Origin of the sequence: Bradyrhizobium sp. AUGA SZCCT0431, assembly GCF_018131065.1 — a bacterium.
In the GTDB taxonomy this organism is placed as follows: Bacteria; Pseudomonadota; Alphaproteobacteria; order Rhizobiales; family Xanthobacteraceae; genus Bradyrhizobium.
Genome location: NZ_JAFCLR010000021.1, coordinates 1 through 15,918, shown reverse-complemented (window position 1 = coordinate 15,918; position 15,918 = coordinate 1). Strand labels below are relative to the sequence as shown.

The window sequence follows — 15,918 nt, the reverse complement described above, 5'->3', positions numbered from 1 at the left end:
CATGACCAAGCTGACCTACTTCACGAGCTACGCGGATGCGCAGGCGGAATTTTCCTCCGCCAGACTCTGGGAATTGTTCGCGGGCAATCGCGAACGCCTGAACATCGCCCATGAATGCATCGACCGGCATGCCGGGCGCTCCAATCCGGCGGTGATCGTCGTTCACGCCGACGGGCCGGATGAGCTGTTGAGCTTTCGCGAGATCTCGGAAGCCTCGTCGCGCTTCGCCCATTATCTGGGAAACGAGGGCGTCAAGCCCGGCGATCGCGTGGCGATCATGCTCGAGCCATCGCGGGCGTTCTACGTGGCGGTGTTCGGCACGATGAAGGCGGGCGCGATCGCCGTGCCCTTGTTCACGCTGTTCGGACCCGATGGCGTCAAGCTGCGCGTCAACGATTGCACGCCGCGACTGATTGTGACGAACGCCGAAAAGGCGCCAAGCCTGGACGGCATGGAAGCGAAAATCGTCGTCGCCGACGATGCGTTCCTGAAAGGACTTGAGCGCTTCTCACCGCACTTTACGCCCAACACGGCGGCCGACGCGCTGGCGCTGTTCCAATATACGTCTGGGACGACGCGCGAGCTTCCCGAGGCGGTCAAGCACACCCATCGTGCGATCGTGACGCTGATGGTGGCGGCGCTGTACGGCACCGGCCTGCGTCCCGGCGATCGCTTCATCTGCCCGTCGTCGCCGGCGTGGGGCCATGGTCTCTGGCACGGCACGCTGGCGCCGCTGGCGCTCGGCATCACCATTGGCGCCTATGCCGGCAAGTTCAATCCGGAGCGGCTGCTGGCGGCGCTGCAGCAGCATCAGTTCACCAACATCTCGGCGGCCGCCACCCATTATCGCATGATGCGGAATTCCGGCGCGGCGCCGCGCTATCGCTACGCCATCGAGAAATTGTCCTTCACCGGCGAGCCGATCGACAGCGAGACCGCTTCGTTCGTCGAGCATATTTTTGGCCGGCCGGCCTGCAGCATGTACGGCACCACCGAGATCGGCGTGATCCTGGTGAGCTATCCCGGCGCCGGCGATTTCGTCGTCAAGCCCGGTTCATTGGGTAAACCGATTCCCGGCGGGCGCGTCGAAGTCCACGATGCCGAGGGCCGGCAATGCCCGCCCGGAGTCGCCGGCGAACTGAAGGTCTGGCGCCACGGGCAGTGGATCGCGACCAAGGATCTCGGCCGCATCGACGAGGACGGTTACTTCTATCACGGCGGCCGCGCCGACGATGTGATCATCTCCGCCGGCTGGACCATGAGCGCCGTCGAAATCGAGGACGCGATCCTGAAGCATCCGCAGGTCCGCGAGGCCGCCGCCATCGGCGTCGCCGATCCGCTGCGCGGGCAAGTCGTAAAGGCCTTCGTCGTCACCGACCGGGCCGGCGACGAGGCGTTCCAGCACGAGATCCAGGACGTCGTGCGCCAGCGCCTCAGCCATCATGAATATCCGCGCGTCGTCAGTTTCGTCAGCGAGCTGCCCAAGACGCCGGCCGGCAAGGTCAACCGCAAGGTGCTGCGCGACCGCGAGCAGGCCATCACGAAATCAGAAGCGAGATAGAGGCAAAAGCCTGAAAGGAAGGAACGTCAATGCTTGATACCGTCGAAACCAGGTTTCCGAAAATCACCGAGGATGGCCTCGACGATCTGCGCAAGCGCATCGGCGTCTCCATCGGCGTCACCGCCGAACCCTGGTGCTATGAGGCCACGCGCGACAACATCCGGCATTACGCGCACGGCATCGGCGACGACAATCCGCTGTGGTGCGACCCTGACTACGCCGCCAAGACTAACCATGGCGGCATCATCGCGCTGCCGAGCTTCCTGTTCTCGACCAGCCGAATCGTATCAGGTTACGTCGGCGGCTTGCCCGGCGTCCATGCGATGTGGTCGGGCGCCGACTGGACCTGGCACAAGGCGGTCCGTCGCAACGACGTGATTTCGACCGAGGCAAAATTGAAGGACCTCGTCGAGCACCAGACGCGTTTTGCCGGCCGGGCGATCCAGCAGACCTATCATGTCGATTTCTTCAACCAGCAGGGCGACCTCGTCGCCGAGGCGGATAGCTGGTGCTTCCGCACCGAGCGCGACCACGCGCGCGAGCAGGGCACCAAGTACAAGGAGGTCAAGGCCCGCGCGCCGCGCCGTTACAGCGAGCAGGAACTGGCCGAGGCCTACAAGCTCTATGCCGAGGAGCGGATTCAGGGTTCGCGCAAGCGTTACTGGCAGGACGTCACCGAGGGCGAGGCGTTGCCCGTGATGTTCAAGGGACCGATGACGGTCACCGGCTTCATCGCCTATGCGCAAGGGTGGGGCGGTCTCTACATCCGCGCCAACAAGCTGGCCTGGAAGCTGCAGGACGCCCATCGCGGTCTCGGCATTCCGAACCGCTTCAATATTCCTGACTGTCCCGAGCGCGTGCATTGGGAAGAGGAGTTCGCGCTCGAAGTCGGCGCGCCCGGCGCCTACGATTACGGTCCGGAACGCTGCTCGTGGCTGACCCATCATCTCACCAACTGGATGGGCGATGACGGCTTCCTGCGCCGCGCGACCTGCAAGATCCGCCGGCACAATCCCGAGGGCGACATGCTGTTCATCAAGGGCAAGGTGAAGCGCAAGTTCGTCGAGGGCGGACGTCATCTCGTCGAGATCGACCAGGAAGCCTACAACCAGGACAATGAAGTATCGGTCCTCGGGACCGGCATCGTGGAATTGCCTAGCCGTTCCTGAAGAAGCTTCGTTCCTGACAACCGAACGGGTCAATTGACCATGCCCGCAAACGAGCTCACGCGCGGAGCGATGACCGGCCTCAAGGTCGTCGATCTGTCGCGCGTGCTCGCCGGGCCCCTGTGCACGCAGATGCTGGCCGATCATGGCGCCGATGTCGTCAAGATCGAGCCGCCGGCGGGTGACGAGACCCGTGGTCTCGGGCCGCCGTTCGATGCGGCCGGGCAGGCGGCGTATTTCAGCGCCGTCAACCGCGGCAAGCGCGGCATGGCGCTCGACCTTTCGCGCAGCGAGGGGCGCGCCGTGCTCGAGGCCTTGTTGAAAGACGCGGACGTGCTGGTGGAGAATTTCCTGCCGGGCACCATGGAGCGCTGGGGTCTCGGCTATGAGACCTTGTCGGCGCGGTTTCCGCGGCTGGTTTATTGCGCCATTTCCGGCTTCGGCGCCGACGGGCCGCTGGGTGGGATGCCCGGTTACGACGCGGTGCTGCAGGCGATGTGCGGGCTGATGAGCATCAACGGCACGCAGCAATCCGGTGCTACCCGCGTCGGCGTTCCCATTGTCGATTACGTCACCGGATACAATGCGCTGACCGGCGTCCTGTTGGCGCTGGCGGCGCGCGAGCGCACCGGAATGGGGCAGCGCGTCGAGGTGACGCTGTTCGACACCGCACTCAATTTGCTGGTCCCGCACGCAGCCAACTGGCTCTGCTCGGACGTCGTGCCCGGCCGGCTCGGCAGCGCCCATCCCAATATCGCGCCTTACGACAAATTCGCGGCCAGCGATGGTGAGATTTTTCTGGGTATTCTCAACGACGGCCAGTTCCGCCGCTTCTGCCAGAAGGTGGCGCGCGAAGATCTGCTCGACGACCCGCATTTCCGCACCAATGCTGACCGGCTCAAGCACGTTGGATCCCTTCGCGCCGAACTCGAGCGCACGCTGGCCGGCTTCAAGTCCGACGATCTCTGCCGCGAGCTGATGCGCGCGGGCGTGCCGGCAGGGCCGGTGAACAATGTGGCGCAGGCGTTCGCGCAGCCGCATGTGGCGCACCGCGACATGCTGGTCGAAAGCGAAGGCCACCGCGCGCCCGGCATTCCCATAAAACTTGCGCAGACGCCCGGCGGCGCGGGACGGCGGCCACCGCGCTTCGGTGAACATGTCCGCGAAATCCTGGGCGAGGCCGGCTTCGATCAAACGGCCATCGACGGTTTGATCGAGACCGGCATCGTCTCACTCAACGACAAGAAGAGTTCATAACAAAAAATAAAATCATCTGGAGAGGAAACCGTCATGCTGAGATCTGCAAAATGGGCCGCAGGATTGCTGGCTTTGCTATGGAGTTGCGCGGCGGTGGCGCAGAGTTATCCGACCAGGCCGGTGCGGATCATCGTGCCGTACCAGGCAGGCCAGGGCACCGACGTGGTGGCGAGATACTTCGCCGAGCAATTGTCGCGGACGACGGGCCAGCGGTTCTATGTCGAGAACAAGCCGGGTGCCGGCGGCAATATAGGCGCCGAGCAGGCCGCGCGTTCGGATGCCGACGGCTACACGCTGCTGATGGGCACCAACGCCACGCAGAGCATGAACGAGTTCATGTATGCCTCGCCGGGTTTCGATCCGGCCAGGGATTTTGCGCCGATCATCCTGGTGGGCAAGCTGCCGATGGTGCTTGCGGCTAATCCGTCGTTTTCAGGGAATTCGCTGGCCGATCTGATTGCGGCGGCCAAGGCGACGCCTGACAAGGTCGACATCGCGCTGCCGAGCACGACGGCCCGCATCGTCTTCGAGTTCCTGAAGGGACGGAGCGGTGCGTCGTTGTTTTCCGTGCCCTACAAGGGCTCGGCGACGGCCACGACCGATGTCCTCGGCGGCCAGGTGCCGCTGATCATCGACACGGTGACGGCACTGCGCGGCCATGTCGCCGGCGGCAAGCTGAAGGCGCTCGGGATTACCTCGCTGAAATCGACCGAGCTGATGCCGGGTGTAAAGTCCATCGCCGAGCAGGGCGTGGCCGACTTCGAGGTGACCGCCTGGAACGCGTTCTACGCGCCGCGCGACACGCCGCAGCCGATCATCGATCTCCTGAACAAGGAACTTGCGAAGGCACTTGCCGAACCGGAAACGAAGAAGCGCCTGCTGGAACTCGGATTTGATCCCGGCGGCGGAACGCCCGCCGAGCTGACCCAGTTCGAAAAACAGGAGCGGCTCAAATGGGGTCCGCTGATCAAGGAAACGGGCCTGCAGGGCGGCTGAGCGACGCGGGCGCCAAGTGAAGTCAGCGTTGCCCGTCATGGACTGAAATCGCATCGGCCGACAATCCGCCGATGCGGGCGTGCGGCCGGCCGCCGGTCGCCATCACGAGGCCGAACGCGATTTCGTCGCGGCGTGGTGCGTCCCACATCGTCATCTCGGCGGTGCCGAAATGGCTGCGCACATAGGCGGCGTGGATGTGGCCGAGCGGCACCATCACGCGGGTGCCGGGGCCGCCGATGGTCTTCGCTGCGGGAACGATTGCCTTGGGCTGGCCGAGCACCTCGCGCATGCCCTGGCCGCCGGCCTCGTGCCAGACTGCGCCGTGCTCCAGCTCGCCGTCCTCTCCGACGATGATGCCCTTTCCATAAGCCTCGATCGCGGCGCTGCCGCCGAGCCGCGCGATCAGCGCGGCCGCAAGCTCGCGGCCGAGTTCGCGGAGCGACGCCTGGAACGGCATCAGGTCCGGTTCGTAGCGGCCGGCAAAGGGATTGCGGATCACCGCGATCGCCGTGCCGACGAGCAGCGGCTTTGCGAGCCGCGGCCCGCGCTCGTGCCAGATCGTCTCGACGCTCAGCGAGGTCTTGCGGATTTCATAGGCGACGGCCGATGGCGTCATCGGATCACTCGTCGATGACGGGATTGCGGAGGATACCGATCTGTTCGATCTCGACCTCGACGACGTCGCCGGGCTTGAGGAAGATCGGCGGCTTGCGCGTGAAGCCGACGCCGGCCGGCGTGCCTGTGGCGATGACGTCGCCCGGCACGAGGTCGAAAATGGTCGAGGAATATTCGATCAGCCGCGGGATCGAGAAGATCAGCATCGACGTATTGCTCGACTGCACCGTCTCGCCATTGACGCGGGTCTCAAGCTTCAGATTGGTGGGATCGGCGATCTCGTCAGGCGTCACCAGCCATGGGCCGAACGGGCCGGTGCCGACGAAATTCTTGCCGGATGCGATCTGCTGCGCATGCCGCTGCCAGTCGCGGACGCTGACGTCGTTGTAGACCGAGTAGCCGGCGACATGATTCCAGGCATCGGCCTGGCTGATGTGGCGGCCGCCCTTGCCGATCACGACTGCGAGCTCGCCCTCCCAGTCCAGATTGTCGGAGACCTTGGGCCGGATCACCGGCGCGTTGTGCGCGACCTGCGAGCGCCAGACGCGCAGGAAGATCGGCGGGAATTCGGTGATCTCGCGCTTCATGCCGAACGCGACAGCCTCGTTGTGGTGGTCGAGGTAGTTGCGCACGGCGCAGACGATCTTTTCGGGGCGCGGGATGACCGGCAGGAAATCGATCTCGCTCAGCTTCAGGTCCGCCTTGTGGGCGGCGACGACCTTGTCGCGGTCGGCAAATTGCGGGCTCGCGATGAAATCCGTCAGCGTCCCGCCCAGCGCTTTGCCGAGATCGACGACTTCGTCGCCGCGCACGGCGCCCCATGTTTCGGTCTGCTGGCGCAGGAAAGATATGAGCTTCATGAGCGCGATCCTCGGACCCTGATTTAAGATTTCCGTAAAAGACACTATTTTCGAAAATGATACAAGTGAAATTCAGTTTCCGCTCGGAAGCGCGCATTTTCGCGCGGTCGCCGAGGCCCGATCGGTTCAATTCTGGCTGAACAATTCCGAAGCGTATTTGATGACGTTGTCGGTCGTGTTCTGGATGTGCCTTGCGATCAGCTCGCAGGCCCGATCGGCATCCCGGCCGACGGCCGCCTTCATCAGCGCGCGGTGCTCGCCGGCCTTGTCGCGCGGACGTGGCCGGAACCTTGCCGAGATATTGCGATAGCGCTCGGCACGTTCGAACAGCGATTGCCGGATGCCAAGCAGGGTCGGCGAGCCGCATGCCGCCACCAGGGATTCGTGAAACTCCCGGTGCGCCAGCTTCCATTCCGGATTGTCGGCGTAGTCCTCGACCGCGCGCCCCTCGATGATTCCGAGCCGGTGAATCGACGAAATAACCGCGATTTCCCAGTCATCATCGCCATTTTCGATCGAGCGGCGGATCAAATCGACGTCGATCAGGATGCGGGCGCGGGTGAGATCGATCAGATCCGAAAGGCTGATCGGCGCGACCTTGAAGCCACGCTGCTCCTCGGCCACCACGAGCCCCTCGGCGGCCAGACATGTCAGCGCCTCGCGCAGCGTCGTGAAGCTCGCGCCATAGGCCAGCCGCAGCGCATCGAATTTGAGCACCTCGCCGGGCTTGAGCCGGCAGGTCACGACCTCGTTGCGCATCCGGTGCGCGATATCGGACGCCAGCGTCTTGCCGAATTCCTTTCGGCGCTTGAAGGCCGTCACGTTCATATTGGAATCGCTCTCCGATCGCCTTCGAGTCTATCGAGGCGAGAATGCTGTTGCAATAATTTTCGCAAGCGCTAGTATTTTCGAAAATATGGTTTGAGAGGGGCGGAGCGCGCATGAAGGCTGTCTTGGTACACCGCCCGGGAGGGCCGGACGCCCTGCAATATCAGGACGTTCCGGAGCCAACGCTGGGCGAAACCGATGTTCTGATCCGGGCCGAAACCTTCGGGGTCGGGCAGCCCGACAAGCTGATCCGCAGCGGCGTCTACAAATGGATGCCGCCGCTGCCGGCCAACCCCGGCAACGACGTCGCGGGCCGGATCGAGGCCGTCGGCAGCGGCGTGCGCAATGTCGAGGTCGGGCAAAAGGTGCTGCTGAGCGCCCGCGACCTGGCGCAGCGCGGCGGCTGCTACGCCGAGATGGTCGCAGCTCCGGCGGACGCCGTCCATCTGTTGCCCGAGCAGGTCGACCTCGAAGCCGCGGTCTGCCTTGCCAATTACCAGGTGGCGTGGGCGCTCTTGAATGAATGCGGATCGGCGCGTCCGCCGAAATCGGTGCTTGTCATCGGCGCGGCCGGCGGCGTCGGCTCGTCGCTGGTGCAACTGGCAAAACTTGCGGGCATGACCGTGATCGGCACCGTCAGTTCGGAGGAGAAGGCGGTCTTCGCCAGCGCGATGGGCGCCGACGGCATCATCTATTACCGCGGCGAAGACGTCGTCGCGCGCGTGCGCGAACTGACCGGCGGGCGCGGCGTCGATCTCGTGCTCGATCATGTCGGCGGTCCGGATTTTTTCAGCCATCTGCGCGCGCTGGCCAAGTGGGGAACGGTGGTTTCCTACAACGCGTTCGACGGCCTGCCGACGCAGAACATGATGGAGGAGATGCGCAAGCATCTCGACGTCTGCCCCGCCATTCGCTGCTTCTCGTTTCACATCTACGATCATGACCGCGAAGGCCGCCGCGCCATCATGAAGCGCATGATCGGCCATCTCGCGGACGGCAGCATCAAGCCGGCGGTTTTCGCCCGCTTCAAGCTGTCCGAAGTGCGGCAGGCGCACGAGCTGCTGGATTCGGGCAAGGCGCTCGGCAAGATCATCATGACGCGCGACTGACGGGGATGGTTTCGATGATAAAAGTCAAACGCATCAGGCACGCGACGTTCGCGACGGCCGATATCGAACAGCAGATCGAATATTATCAGGGGATCATCGGTCTCGGCATTGTCGAAAAGCAGGCCGGTCGCGCGCTGTTCGCCTCGGAGTCCAGTGAACTCACGCTGGTTCTGGAGCAGGATACGGCTTCCTCCTGCAAGGCCATGGCCTTCGAGATCGGTCCCGATGTCGAGCTGGCGGACGTCGGCAAAGAGCTCAATGATCGTGGCATCAAGTCCGAACTCCGCTCCGATTCCGCGCCGGGAATATCGCGGACGCTGGTTTTCAGCGACGTCGACGGCCGGCAGATCGAGCTGTTTACGCAGTGGCAATTCACCCCGCCGAGCGAACAGGTGCGGGGCATCGTCGTCAGCAAGCTCGGCCACATGGCGCTGTACGCGCCCGATCCGAACCGCACCGCGACATTCTATGCCGACGTTTTGGGTTTCCGCGATTCGGACCGGATCGAGGAAAACTTCGTCTTCATGCGCTGCGGCTTCGAGCATCACGCCATCAATTTCGCGCGCGGCACCGACGCGCGGCTGCATCACATGGCATTCGAGCTGCGCGATGCCTCGCACATGCAGCAGGCCTGCGACCTGCTCGGGCGCCGAAAGATCCCGCTGCTGTGGGGACCGGTGCGGCACGGCCCCGGGCACAACATCGCAAGCTATCATCGCAATCCCGACGGCTATCTCATCGAGCTGTTCTACGACATGGACCGCATGACTGATGAGGAACTCGGCTATTTCGAACCGCGTCCCTGGCATCGCGACCGGCCGCAGCGTCCGAAGACCTGGACCGGATTGCCGCGCGACATCTGGGGCGTGGGTCCTTCGCCCGAGGCGGCGGAGTTCTCGCCGAAGATGCGCGGCGGAAAATAGGCGCGCGAACTTCCACGAACAACGAAAACAACGATCGGTATGGGGAGAGACAATAATGGCGGGATCAGCGCGCAGTTCAGTTCGTCGCCACTTTGTTGGGCGACTGTTCGCGATGGTGTTGATCGCCACGATCGCAGGTTCGTTTGGCGCGGCCTGCGCCCAGGACTATCCGACGCGGCCGATCCGCCTGCTCCACGGTTTCGCCGCCGGCGGCGCCGCCGACACCCTGTCGCGTATCCTGGCGAACGGACTCTCGAAGCGGCTGGGCCAGCCGATCGTGATCGAGGCCAAGCCGGGTTCGGGCGGCAATCTCGCCGCGGCCCAGATCGCCAAGGCCGAGCCCGACGGCTACACCATCGGGCTCGTCACCGGCGCCCACGCCATATCGCCGGCCCTCTACAAGTCGCTGCCTTACGATTCCGTCGACAGCTTTGAGATGATCTCGACCGCCGTCTATTACGCGCTCGTGATCGCCGTTCGTGCCGATTACGAGGTCAAATCACTTGGGGAATTGATCGCGCTCGCCAGGGCCAAGCCCGGCGAGCTCAATTACGCTTCCGTTGGATTTGGCAGCACCCACCATCTGGCCGGCGCGCTTCTGGAAACGACGGCCGGCATCAAGATGGTGCACGTTCCCTATCGCGGCGATTCGCTGACCGTCACCGCGCTGCTCGGCGGCGAGATTCCAATGATCGTGGGAACGCCGGTGCTGTTGGCGCCGCAGATCGAGAGCGGGGCCATTCGCGGGCTTGCCGTGACATCACCTGCGCGCAGCAAGCTCTTGCCCAACGTTCCCACGGCCGATGAATCGGGCGTCAAGGGATTCGATGTGCGCACCTGGGCCGGGCTGCTGGCGCCGAAGGGCACGCCGCCGGCGATCATCAAGCGCCTCAACAAGGCTGTTCTGGAAACCCTGGCCGATCCCGAAACCAGGGCGGCGCTGGAGACCGCGATCGGCGGCGACGTGCAGGGCAGCACGCCGGAGGAGATGCGCGCGCTGATTCAGTCGCAAATCGCAAAATGGGCCGACGTGATCAAGACGGCGAATATCCCTCGCTTGTGACGATCAAGGCATCGTCATGGCGGCCCTGCTTGCATTTCCGGCATGGTGAGCGGCCGAAAGCGCCTTTGTCGCTGCCGTCCTTTCGCGTATGTTCTCAGGAAACCACTCCGTCCTGAGAGGCCATGTGACTGCAACCAATCCTGCCGCAGGTAAACCGGTCGGTTCCGCTGATCTCGTCAATGTTCCGCGCCTGATGACGGCCTATTTCGCTGGAAAACCCGATCCGGCCGATCCCGCGCAGCGCGTTGCCTTCGGCACCTCGGGTCATCGCGGCACGTCGCTGAAAAACTCCTTCAACGAAAACCACATTCTGGCGACGACGCAGGCGATCTGCGACTACCGCCGCGAAACCGGGCTGACCGGCCCGCTGTTCATCGGCATCGACACCCACGCGCTGGCGGAATCTGCGCTGGTGAGCGCGGTGGAAGTATTTGCCGCCAACGGCGTCGAGATCATGATCGACGATCGCGGCGGCTACACGCCGACGCCGGTCATCTCGCACGCGATCCTGAGCTACAACAAGGGCAGGACGAGCGCCCTTGCCGATGGCGTCGTCATCACGCCGTCGCATAATCCGCCCGAGGACGGCGGCTACAAATACAATCCGCCGCATGGCGGCCCGGCCGATACCGATGTCACGGCCAGGGTCGAAAAAGCCGCGAACGCCTTTATGGCGGCGGACATGAAGGGCGTGGCGCGGATGCCGTATGAGCGCGCCCGCAAGGCGCCGACCACGCATCTGTACGATTATATCGGCCCTTATGTCGCCGATCTCGGCAATGCCGTTGACATGGCGCTGATCAAATCATCCGGCGTGAAAATCGGCATCGATCCGCTCGGCGGCGCCGCCGTGCATTATTGGCAGCCGCTCATCGAGCACTACGGCATCAACGCCACTGTTGTGAACGATGTCGTCGATCCCACCTTCCGTTTCATGACCGCAGACTGGGACGGCAAGATCCGGATGGATTGCTCCTCGCCTTACGCGATGGCCAGCCTGATCCAGATGCGCGACAAATTCGACGTCGCCTTCGCCAACGATACGGATGCCGACCGCCACGGCATCGTGACGCGCACCGGCGGCCTGATGAACCCGAACCATTTCCTCGCCGCCGCAATCGCCTATCTGTTCGAGCACCGGCCGCAATGGGGCAGGGATGCGGCGATCGGCAAGACCATCGTTTCCAGTTCGATCATCGATCGCGTCGCGAAGAAGCTGAACCGCAAGCTGGTCGAAACCCCCGTCGGATTCAAATGGTTCGTCGACGGGCTCGGCAGCGGCGCATTCGGTTTTGCCGGCGAGGAAAGCGCCGGCGCCTCGTTCCTGAAGCGGGACGGATCGGTGTGGACCACCGACAAGGACGGCGTCGTGATGGGGCTGCTGGCGGCCGAAATCCTCGCCAAGACCGGCCGCAATCCCAGCGAGTTGTTTGCGGGACTGACCGCCGAACTCGGCACGCCCGTCTATGCGCGGATCGATGTGCCGGCGACGCCGAAGCAGAAGAACGCGCTCAAGGCGCTCGGCCCCGAACAGCTCGGCCTGAAGGAAATGGCTGGCGATGCGGTGACGGCGGTTAGGACCAAGGCGCCCGGCAACGATCAGCCCTTCGGCGGCATCAAGGTCGAGACCGACCAGGGCTGGTTCGCGGCGCGGCCGTCGGGCACCGAAGACGTCTACAAGATCTACGCCGAGAGTTTTCGCGACAGCGATCATCTGGGCAAGATCCAGAGCGACGCCAGGGCCGCGATCGCGAAGGCGTTCTGACGAAGCGCCGTCAAAGCAGCCTCCTCGCTGTTAAATCCACGGCTGAGGCAGGTGCTCTTGCGCGTGAGCACGCTGCATAGCCGGCCGGCCGATCATGCGCTGCAAGTAAGCGCCCAGTTGCGGCCTGCTGGCAGCCGATCTGGGCATACCGCGAGACCATCGCGCGAGCGTGAAGAGGTAGGCGTCAACCGCGGAGTACGTGTCGCCCAAAAACCACGGACCGCGATGCCGAGCCAGCTCCTCTTCCACCCGGTCGAAGTGGGCATTCACCCGCCGCTCTGCCGCATCTCTGACCTCGGATTGCGCCTCGACGGATGCGGCAGTCTTGTTGGGGTGTAGATAGAGCGATAAATCCGCGTGCAGCGTGGCAGAGAGCCACATAAGCCACTTGTAGAACTGCGGCCTGAGCGCGCTGCCGGGCTCAGGAATAAACGTCGCGCCTTCTTTTAACTCAAGCAAGTGCAGGATGATCGCCGTGCTCTCGTAGAGAACGAGACCATCATTTTCCAGAACAGGCACAAGTCCGTCGGGGTGGAGTGCCAAATAGGACGGGTTTTTACTCGGACCCTTGTGCAAATTGACGAAAGAAAGCTCGTACTCCAGCCCGATTTCTTCGATGAGGATGTGGACGGCGAGACTGATAAAGCCAGGGTAGTAGTGAAGCCGCATCATGTTGGAGGTCTCCCTTCCACCTGGTTCAACGGGCGATATTTGCTTGAAGGCAGGCTGAGCCATGAGTCAAGCTGGTTCTCGGAGGCGGCGGAAAAGCGGACCCTGCCCGAGGTTTGGTTTGTCTCGCAGAGGCCCATGCCGATCGCGCTGTTGCCAAGAGAATTTTTAGCTGCTTCGCTTCTTGCCGCGACCCGATGTCAACTGACGGCGCCAGGGAGTAGAACGTGACGCACAAGGGCATGGTGGTGACTCCGCAACCCGAGGCCACAGAGGCGGGCAGGGACATCCTCGTCGCCGGCGGCAATGCGATCGATGCCGCCATCGCGGCAGCGCTGGTTCAGACAGTCGTTGACCCCATGATGTGCGGAATCGCCGGTTTCGGAAGTCTGGCCGCCTATTTCCCGTCGAAGAAGGTGCATACCTACTACGATTTCCATGCCCCTGCGCCATCAGCCGTACGAACTGACATGTGGCAGGATCTGATCGAGAGCGAAGCACGTGACGGATACGGCTTTATTCTCAAGGGGAACGTGAACGACATCGGTTATCAATCGATCTGCGTGCCGTCCTCGCTCAGAGCCTTTGCCGACGCGCACCGTGATCTCGGCAAATTGCCCTGGTCGGAGCTGTTTGGCCCGGCCATTGATTACGCGGAAAGCGGCTGGAACGTTCGGCCGCATGTCTACACCTGGTGGTCGGAAGAGGGAACGATGGGACGGGTGGGTAACGCCAATCGAATTTCATTCGTCCCATCGGCCAAGGCGCTTTATTGCAGATCGGACGGATCGCCAAAGCGCGTGGGAGACCGCGTCGTCAATCGGGACTATGGAAACGTGCTGCGGGTTATCGCGAAGGACGGACCCGACGCGTTCTTTCGCGGCGAGATCGCCGATGCCATCGACGCGGACATGCGGGCCCACGGCGGTCTGTTGCGCCGCTCCGATCTCGAAAAGCTGCAGACCGTCAGAAACAAGCCGCTTTCCGCCACCTATCGAAACTCAATTGTTACGACAAATCAGGCGCCCGGCGGCGGCATCATGCTGCTGGAGATGCTTCGCACGCTAGAGAATTTCGATTTGAAGTCCATCGGTCACAACAGCGCCGAATACATTCGCGTCGTTGCCGAAGCCATGAAGGCCGCAACGCGCGACAAGGACCTCTTTATCGGCGACCCCTCCTTCGTTGACGTCCCGACCGATCGCTTGATCTCGAAGGAGCGCTGCGCCGAAATCGCTGAAGGCATCAAGCGTGGAGACAAGGTCAACGTGGTCAGGCTCAACGCGGGCCTCCCGAGCAAGGATACGACACAGGTTTCGATATGCGATGCCGACGGCAACTGCATCTCGATGACCCATTCGCTTGGGTTGCCATCTGGCGTGATCACTGAGGGACTGGGCTTTATGTACAATGGATGCATGGGGGTCTTTGATCCGCGGCCCGGGCGAGCCGGCTCGCTGGCGCCGGGAAAGGCGAGATTCTCCTCCATTTGCCCGTCGATCGTCTTCAGGGATGACAAGCCCGTCCTGGTGATCGGAGCACCTGGTGCGACCCAGATCGCCATGGGCGTGCTCCAGGTATCGTTGAACGTCCTCGACTTCGAAATGTCGATGCTAGAGGCGGTCTCAACGCCCCGCTTTTCGGCTACCAGCGATATCATCGATCTCTCGAACCGGATCCCGCGCTCTGCCGAGCGGGCGCTGAATGGGCTCGGATATCAGACGGTACGATCCGCGCTTAGCCACACATTCGGTTGGGTACACGGTATCAAGATTTCTTCTGAAGGGCTGCAAGGTGGCGCTGATCCAGCGACCGACGGTCTGGCGCTTACGGCTTGATGAACTTGAACGACTAGGCTCGTTTGAAGTAATTCTTTCCTCCCTTCTCCCCTTGTGGGAGAAGGTGGCGCGAAGCGCCGGATGAGGGGTCTCTATCCGCGGAAACAGACCCCTCACCCGTCACGAACGCTTCGCGTCCGTGCCACTCTCTCCCACAAGGGAGAGGGAAGGTTTCTGCTTTAAGGCATTCTCCCAATGGCTGATCTGCACGGCGTCTTCCCATATCTGGTTTCACCGATTGGCCCCGAAGGCGACATCCGCACCGACGTCCTCGGCCGGCTCTGCGACGATCTCGTCACATCAGGCGTGCACGGATTGACACCGCTCGGCTCGACCGGCGAATTCGCCTACCTCGACCAGGCGCAGCGCACGGCCGTGGTGCAGACCACGATCGAGGCTGCTAAAGGCCGCGTGCCTGTCATTGCCGGCGTCGCCTCGACCTCGACGGCCGATGCGGTGGCGCAGGCGAAGGCGTACCAGAAGCTTGGTGCCGACGGCATCCTTGCGATCCTCGAAGCGTATTTTCCGATCTCGGACGCGCAGGTGGAATCCTATTTCCGCGCCATCGCCGACGCGGTCGAGATTCCCGTCGTGATCTATACCAACCCGCAATTCCAGCGCTCCGATCTGACGCTGGACGTGATCGAGCGGCTCGCCGCCCATCCGCGCATCGGCTACATCAAGGATGCTTCGACCAATACCGGCCGGCTGCTGTCGATCATGAACCGCTGCGGCGACAGCATTAAAGTGTTCTCGGCCTCGGCCCACATTCCGGCGGCGGTGATGCTGATCGGCGGCCTCGGCTGGATGGCGGGTCCGGCCTGCATCATTCCGCGCCAGAGCGTCGAACTCTACAACCTCTGCCACGCCAAACGCTGGGACGAGGCGCTGACGCTGCAGCGCAAGCTATGGCGCATCAACGAAGCCTTCGCCCGCTTCAACCTCGCCGCCTGCATCAAGGCCGGCCTGGAGATCCAGGGCTACGCCGTCGGCGACCCCGTCCCGCCGCAGGCCGCGCTGACGGCGGAGCAGCGCAAGGTGGTGGAAGCGGCGTTGAGGGATGTTTCTTAGCGTCATTCCCCGATGCGCAATTGCGCATCTGGGAATGACAGCTTGATTTGATGTCGTCCTCTCCTCGTCATTGCGAGCGTAGCGAAGCAATCCATGGTGCGCCCAGCCGAAGAATGGATTTGAACCTCCTCCGAAAGAGTGGACACCTGTAGTAGGCTGCGAGAGCCAGGAGGTGTCATATGGAAGGACGTCCACGC

The 15,918-nt window shown here is 63.1% G+C and carries 14 protein-coding genes; 10 read left to right on the top strand and 4 right to left on the bottom strand.

Annotated elements, in window-relative coordinates; genetic code table 11:
• The first annotated feature begins 1 nt into the window (after window position 1).
• Genes JQ567_RS21085 through JQ567_RS21070 form a run of 4 tightly spaced genes read left to right on the top strand, consistent with a single transcriptional unit; the run spans window position 2 to window position 4,980 of the window.
• Window positions 2–1,561 (top strand): acyl-CoA synthetase, encoded by a 1,560-nt coding sequence (locus JQ567_RS21085; protein WP_212440567.1) that lies wholly within the window; start codon window positions 2–4, stop codon window positions 1,559–1,561.
• A 29-nt stretch (window positions 1,562–1,590) separates the two neighbouring features.
• Window positions 1,591–2,730: a MaoC family dehydratase N-terminal domain-containing protein gene (locus JQ567_RS21080; RefSeq protein WP_212440566.1), complete on the top strand. Its 1,140-nt coding sequence runs from the start codon at window positions 1,591–1,593 to the stop codon at window positions 2,728–2,730.
• A gap of 39 nt (window positions 2,731–2,769) precedes the next feature.
• Window positions 2,770–3,984, top strand: a complete 1,215-nt coding sequence (locus JQ567_RS21075) for a CaiB/BaiF CoA-transferase family protein (RefSeq protein ID WP_212440565.1) — start codon at window positions 2,770–2,772, stop codon at window positions 3,982–3,984.
• Window positions 3,985–4,017: 33 nt separating this feature from the next.
• Window positions 4,018–4,980, top strand: coding sequence for a tripartite tricarboxylate transporter substrate binding protein (locus JQ567_RS21070; protein ID WP_212440564.1), 963 nt, complete (start codon window positions 4,018–4,020; stop codon window positions 4,978–4,980).
• 22 nt (window positions 4,981–5,002) lie between these two features.
• On the opposite strand, the gene JQ567_RS21065 is transcribed toward JQ567_RS21070, so the two are convergent.
• The 3 genes from JQ567_RS21065 to JQ567_RS21055 all read right to left on the bottom strand — a co-directional run bounded on the left by JQ567_RS21065 (window position 5,003) and on the right by JQ567_RS21055 (window position 7,283).
• Window positions 5,003–5,596 carry an amino acid synthesis family protein gene (locus tag JQ567_RS21065; protein ID WP_212440563.1) on the bottom strand — a complete coding sequence of 198 codons (594 nt, stop codon included), beginning with the start codon at window positions 5,594–5,596 and terminating at the stop codon, window positions 5,003–5,005.
• Window positions 5,597–5,600: 4 nt separating this feature from the next.
• The gene (locus JQ567_RS21060; RefSeq protein WP_212440562.1) at window positions 5,601–6,455 is read right to left on the bottom strand and encodes a fumarylacetoacetate hydrolase family protein; all 855 of its coding nucleotides are present in this window, start codon (window positions 6,453–6,455) and stop codon (window positions 5,601–5,603) included.
• Window positions 6,456–6,581: 126 nt separating this feature from the next.
• Window positions 6,582–7,283 carry a GntR family transcriptional regulator gene (locus JQ567_RS21055; protein ID WP_212440561.1) on the bottom strand — a complete coding sequence of 234 codons (702 nt, stop codon included), beginning with the start codon at window positions 7,281–7,283 and terminating at the stop codon, window positions 6,582–6,584.
• A 113-nt stretch (window positions 7,284–7,396) separates the two neighbouring features.
• On the opposite strand from JQ567_RS21055, the gene JQ567_RS21050 reads away from it, so the two are divergent.
• The 4 genes from JQ567_RS21050 (at window position 7,397) to pgm (ending at window position 12,143) form a co-directional block, all read left to right on the top strand.
• The gene (locus JQ567_RS21050; protein WP_212440560.1) at window positions 7,397–8,392 is read left to right on the top strand and encodes a zinc-dependent alcohol dehydrogenase family protein; all 996 of its coding nucleotides are present in this window, start codon (window positions 7,397–7,399) and stop codon (window positions 8,390–8,392) included.
• Between the two features lie 14 nt (window positions 8,393–8,406).
• Window positions 8,407–9,315 (top strand): VOC family protein, encoded by a 909-nt coding sequence (locus tag JQ567_RS21045; RefSeq protein WP_249165590.1) that lies wholly within the window; start codon window positions 8,407–8,409, stop codon window positions 9,313–9,315.
• Window positions 9,316–9,370: 55 nt separating this feature from the next.
• Window positions 9,371–10,378 (top strand): tripartite tricarboxylate transporter substrate binding protein, encoded by a 1,008-nt coding sequence (locus JQ567_RS21040; RefSeq protein ID WP_249165589.1) that lies wholly within the window; start codon window positions 9,371–9,373, stop codon window positions 10,376–10,378.
• 88 nt (window positions 10,379–10,466) lie between these two features.
• Window positions 10,467–12,143, top strand: coding sequence for a phosphoglucomutase (alpha-D-glucose-1,6-bisphosphate-dependent) (gene pgm / locus JQ567_RS21035; RefSeq protein WP_409363623.1), 1,677 nt, complete (start codon window positions 10,467–10,469; stop codon window positions 12,141–12,143).
• 30 nt (window positions 12,144–12,173) lie between these two features.
• Here the strand turns inward: pgm and JQ567_RS21030 are convergent, their stop codons facing one another.
• Window positions 12,174–12,815 (bottom strand): glutathione S-transferase family protein, encoded by a 642-nt coding sequence (locus tag JQ567_RS21030; protein ID WP_212440557.1) that lies wholly within the window; start codon window positions 12,813–12,815, stop codon window positions 12,174–12,176.
• A gap of 224 nt (window positions 12,816–13,039) precedes the next feature.
• On the opposite strand from JQ567_RS21030, the gene JQ567_RS21025 reads away from it, so the two are divergent.
• On the top strand, window positions 13,040–14,650 hold the full coding sequence (locus JQ567_RS21025) for a gamma-glutamyltransferase family protein (RefSeq protein WP_312017439.1): 1,611 nt from the start codon (window positions 13,040–13,042) through the stop codon (window positions 14,648–14,650).
• Window positions 14,651–14,845: 195 nt separating this feature from the next.
• The gene (locus JQ567_RS21020; protein WP_212440556.1) at window positions 14,846–15,721 is read left to right on the top strand and encodes a dihydrodipicolinate synthase family protein; all 876 of its coding nucleotides are present in this window, start codon (window positions 14,846–14,848) and stop codon (window positions 15,719–15,721) included.
• Window positions 15,722–15,918 lie beyond the last annotated feature (197 nt).

Coding starts and splice junctions, on each gene's coding strand:
- JQ567_RS21085 (WP_212440567.1), top strand. CDS start 2: ATGACCAAGCTGACCTACTTCACGAGCTACGCGGATGCGCAGGCGGAA.
- JQ567_RS21080 (WP_212440566.1), top strand. CDS start 1,591: ATGCTTGATACCGTCGAAACCAGGTTTCCGAAAATCACCGAGGATGGC.
- JQ567_RS21075 (WP_212440565.1), top strand. CDS start 2,770: ATGCCCGCAAACGAGCTCACGCGCGGAGCGATGACCGGCCTCAAGGTC.
- JQ567_RS21070 (WP_212440564.1), top strand. CDS start 4,018: ATGCTGAGATCTGCAAAATGGGCCGCAGGATTGCTGGCTTTGCTATGG.
- JQ567_RS21065 (WP_212440563.1), bottom strand. CDS start 5,596: ATGACGCCATCGGCCGTCGCCTATGAAATCCGCAAGACCTCGCTGAGC.
- JQ567_RS21060 (WP_212440562.1), bottom strand. CDS start 6,455: ATGAAGCTCATATCTTTCCTGCGCCAGCAGACCGAAACATGGGGCGCC.
- JQ567_RS21055 (WP_212440561.1), bottom strand. CDS start 7,283: ATGAACGTGACGGCCTTCAAGCGCCGAAAGGAATTCGGCAAGACGCTG.
- JQ567_RS21050 (WP_212440560.1), top strand. CDS start 7,397: ATGAAGGCTGTCTTGGTACACCGCCCGGGAGGGCCGGACGCCCTGCAA.
- JQ567_RS21045 (WP_249165590.1), top strand. CDS start 8,407: ATGATAAAAGTCAAACGCATCAGGCACGCGACGTTCGCGACGGCCGAT.
- JQ567_RS21040 (WP_249165589.1), top strand. CDS start 9,371: ATGGCGGGATCAGCGCGCAGTTCAGTTCGTCGCCACTTTGTTGGGCGA.
- pgm (WP_409363623.1), top strand. CDS start 10,467: ATGTTCTCAGGAAACCACTCCGTCCTGAGAGGCCATGTGACTGCAACC.
- JQ567_RS21030 (WP_212440557.1), bottom strand. CDS start 12,815: ATGATGCGGCTTCACTACTACCCTGGCTTTATCAGTCTCGCCGTCCAC.
- JQ567_RS21020 (WP_212440556.1), top strand. CDS start 14,846: ATGGCTGATCTGCACGGCGTCTTCCCATATCTGGTTTCACCGATTGGC.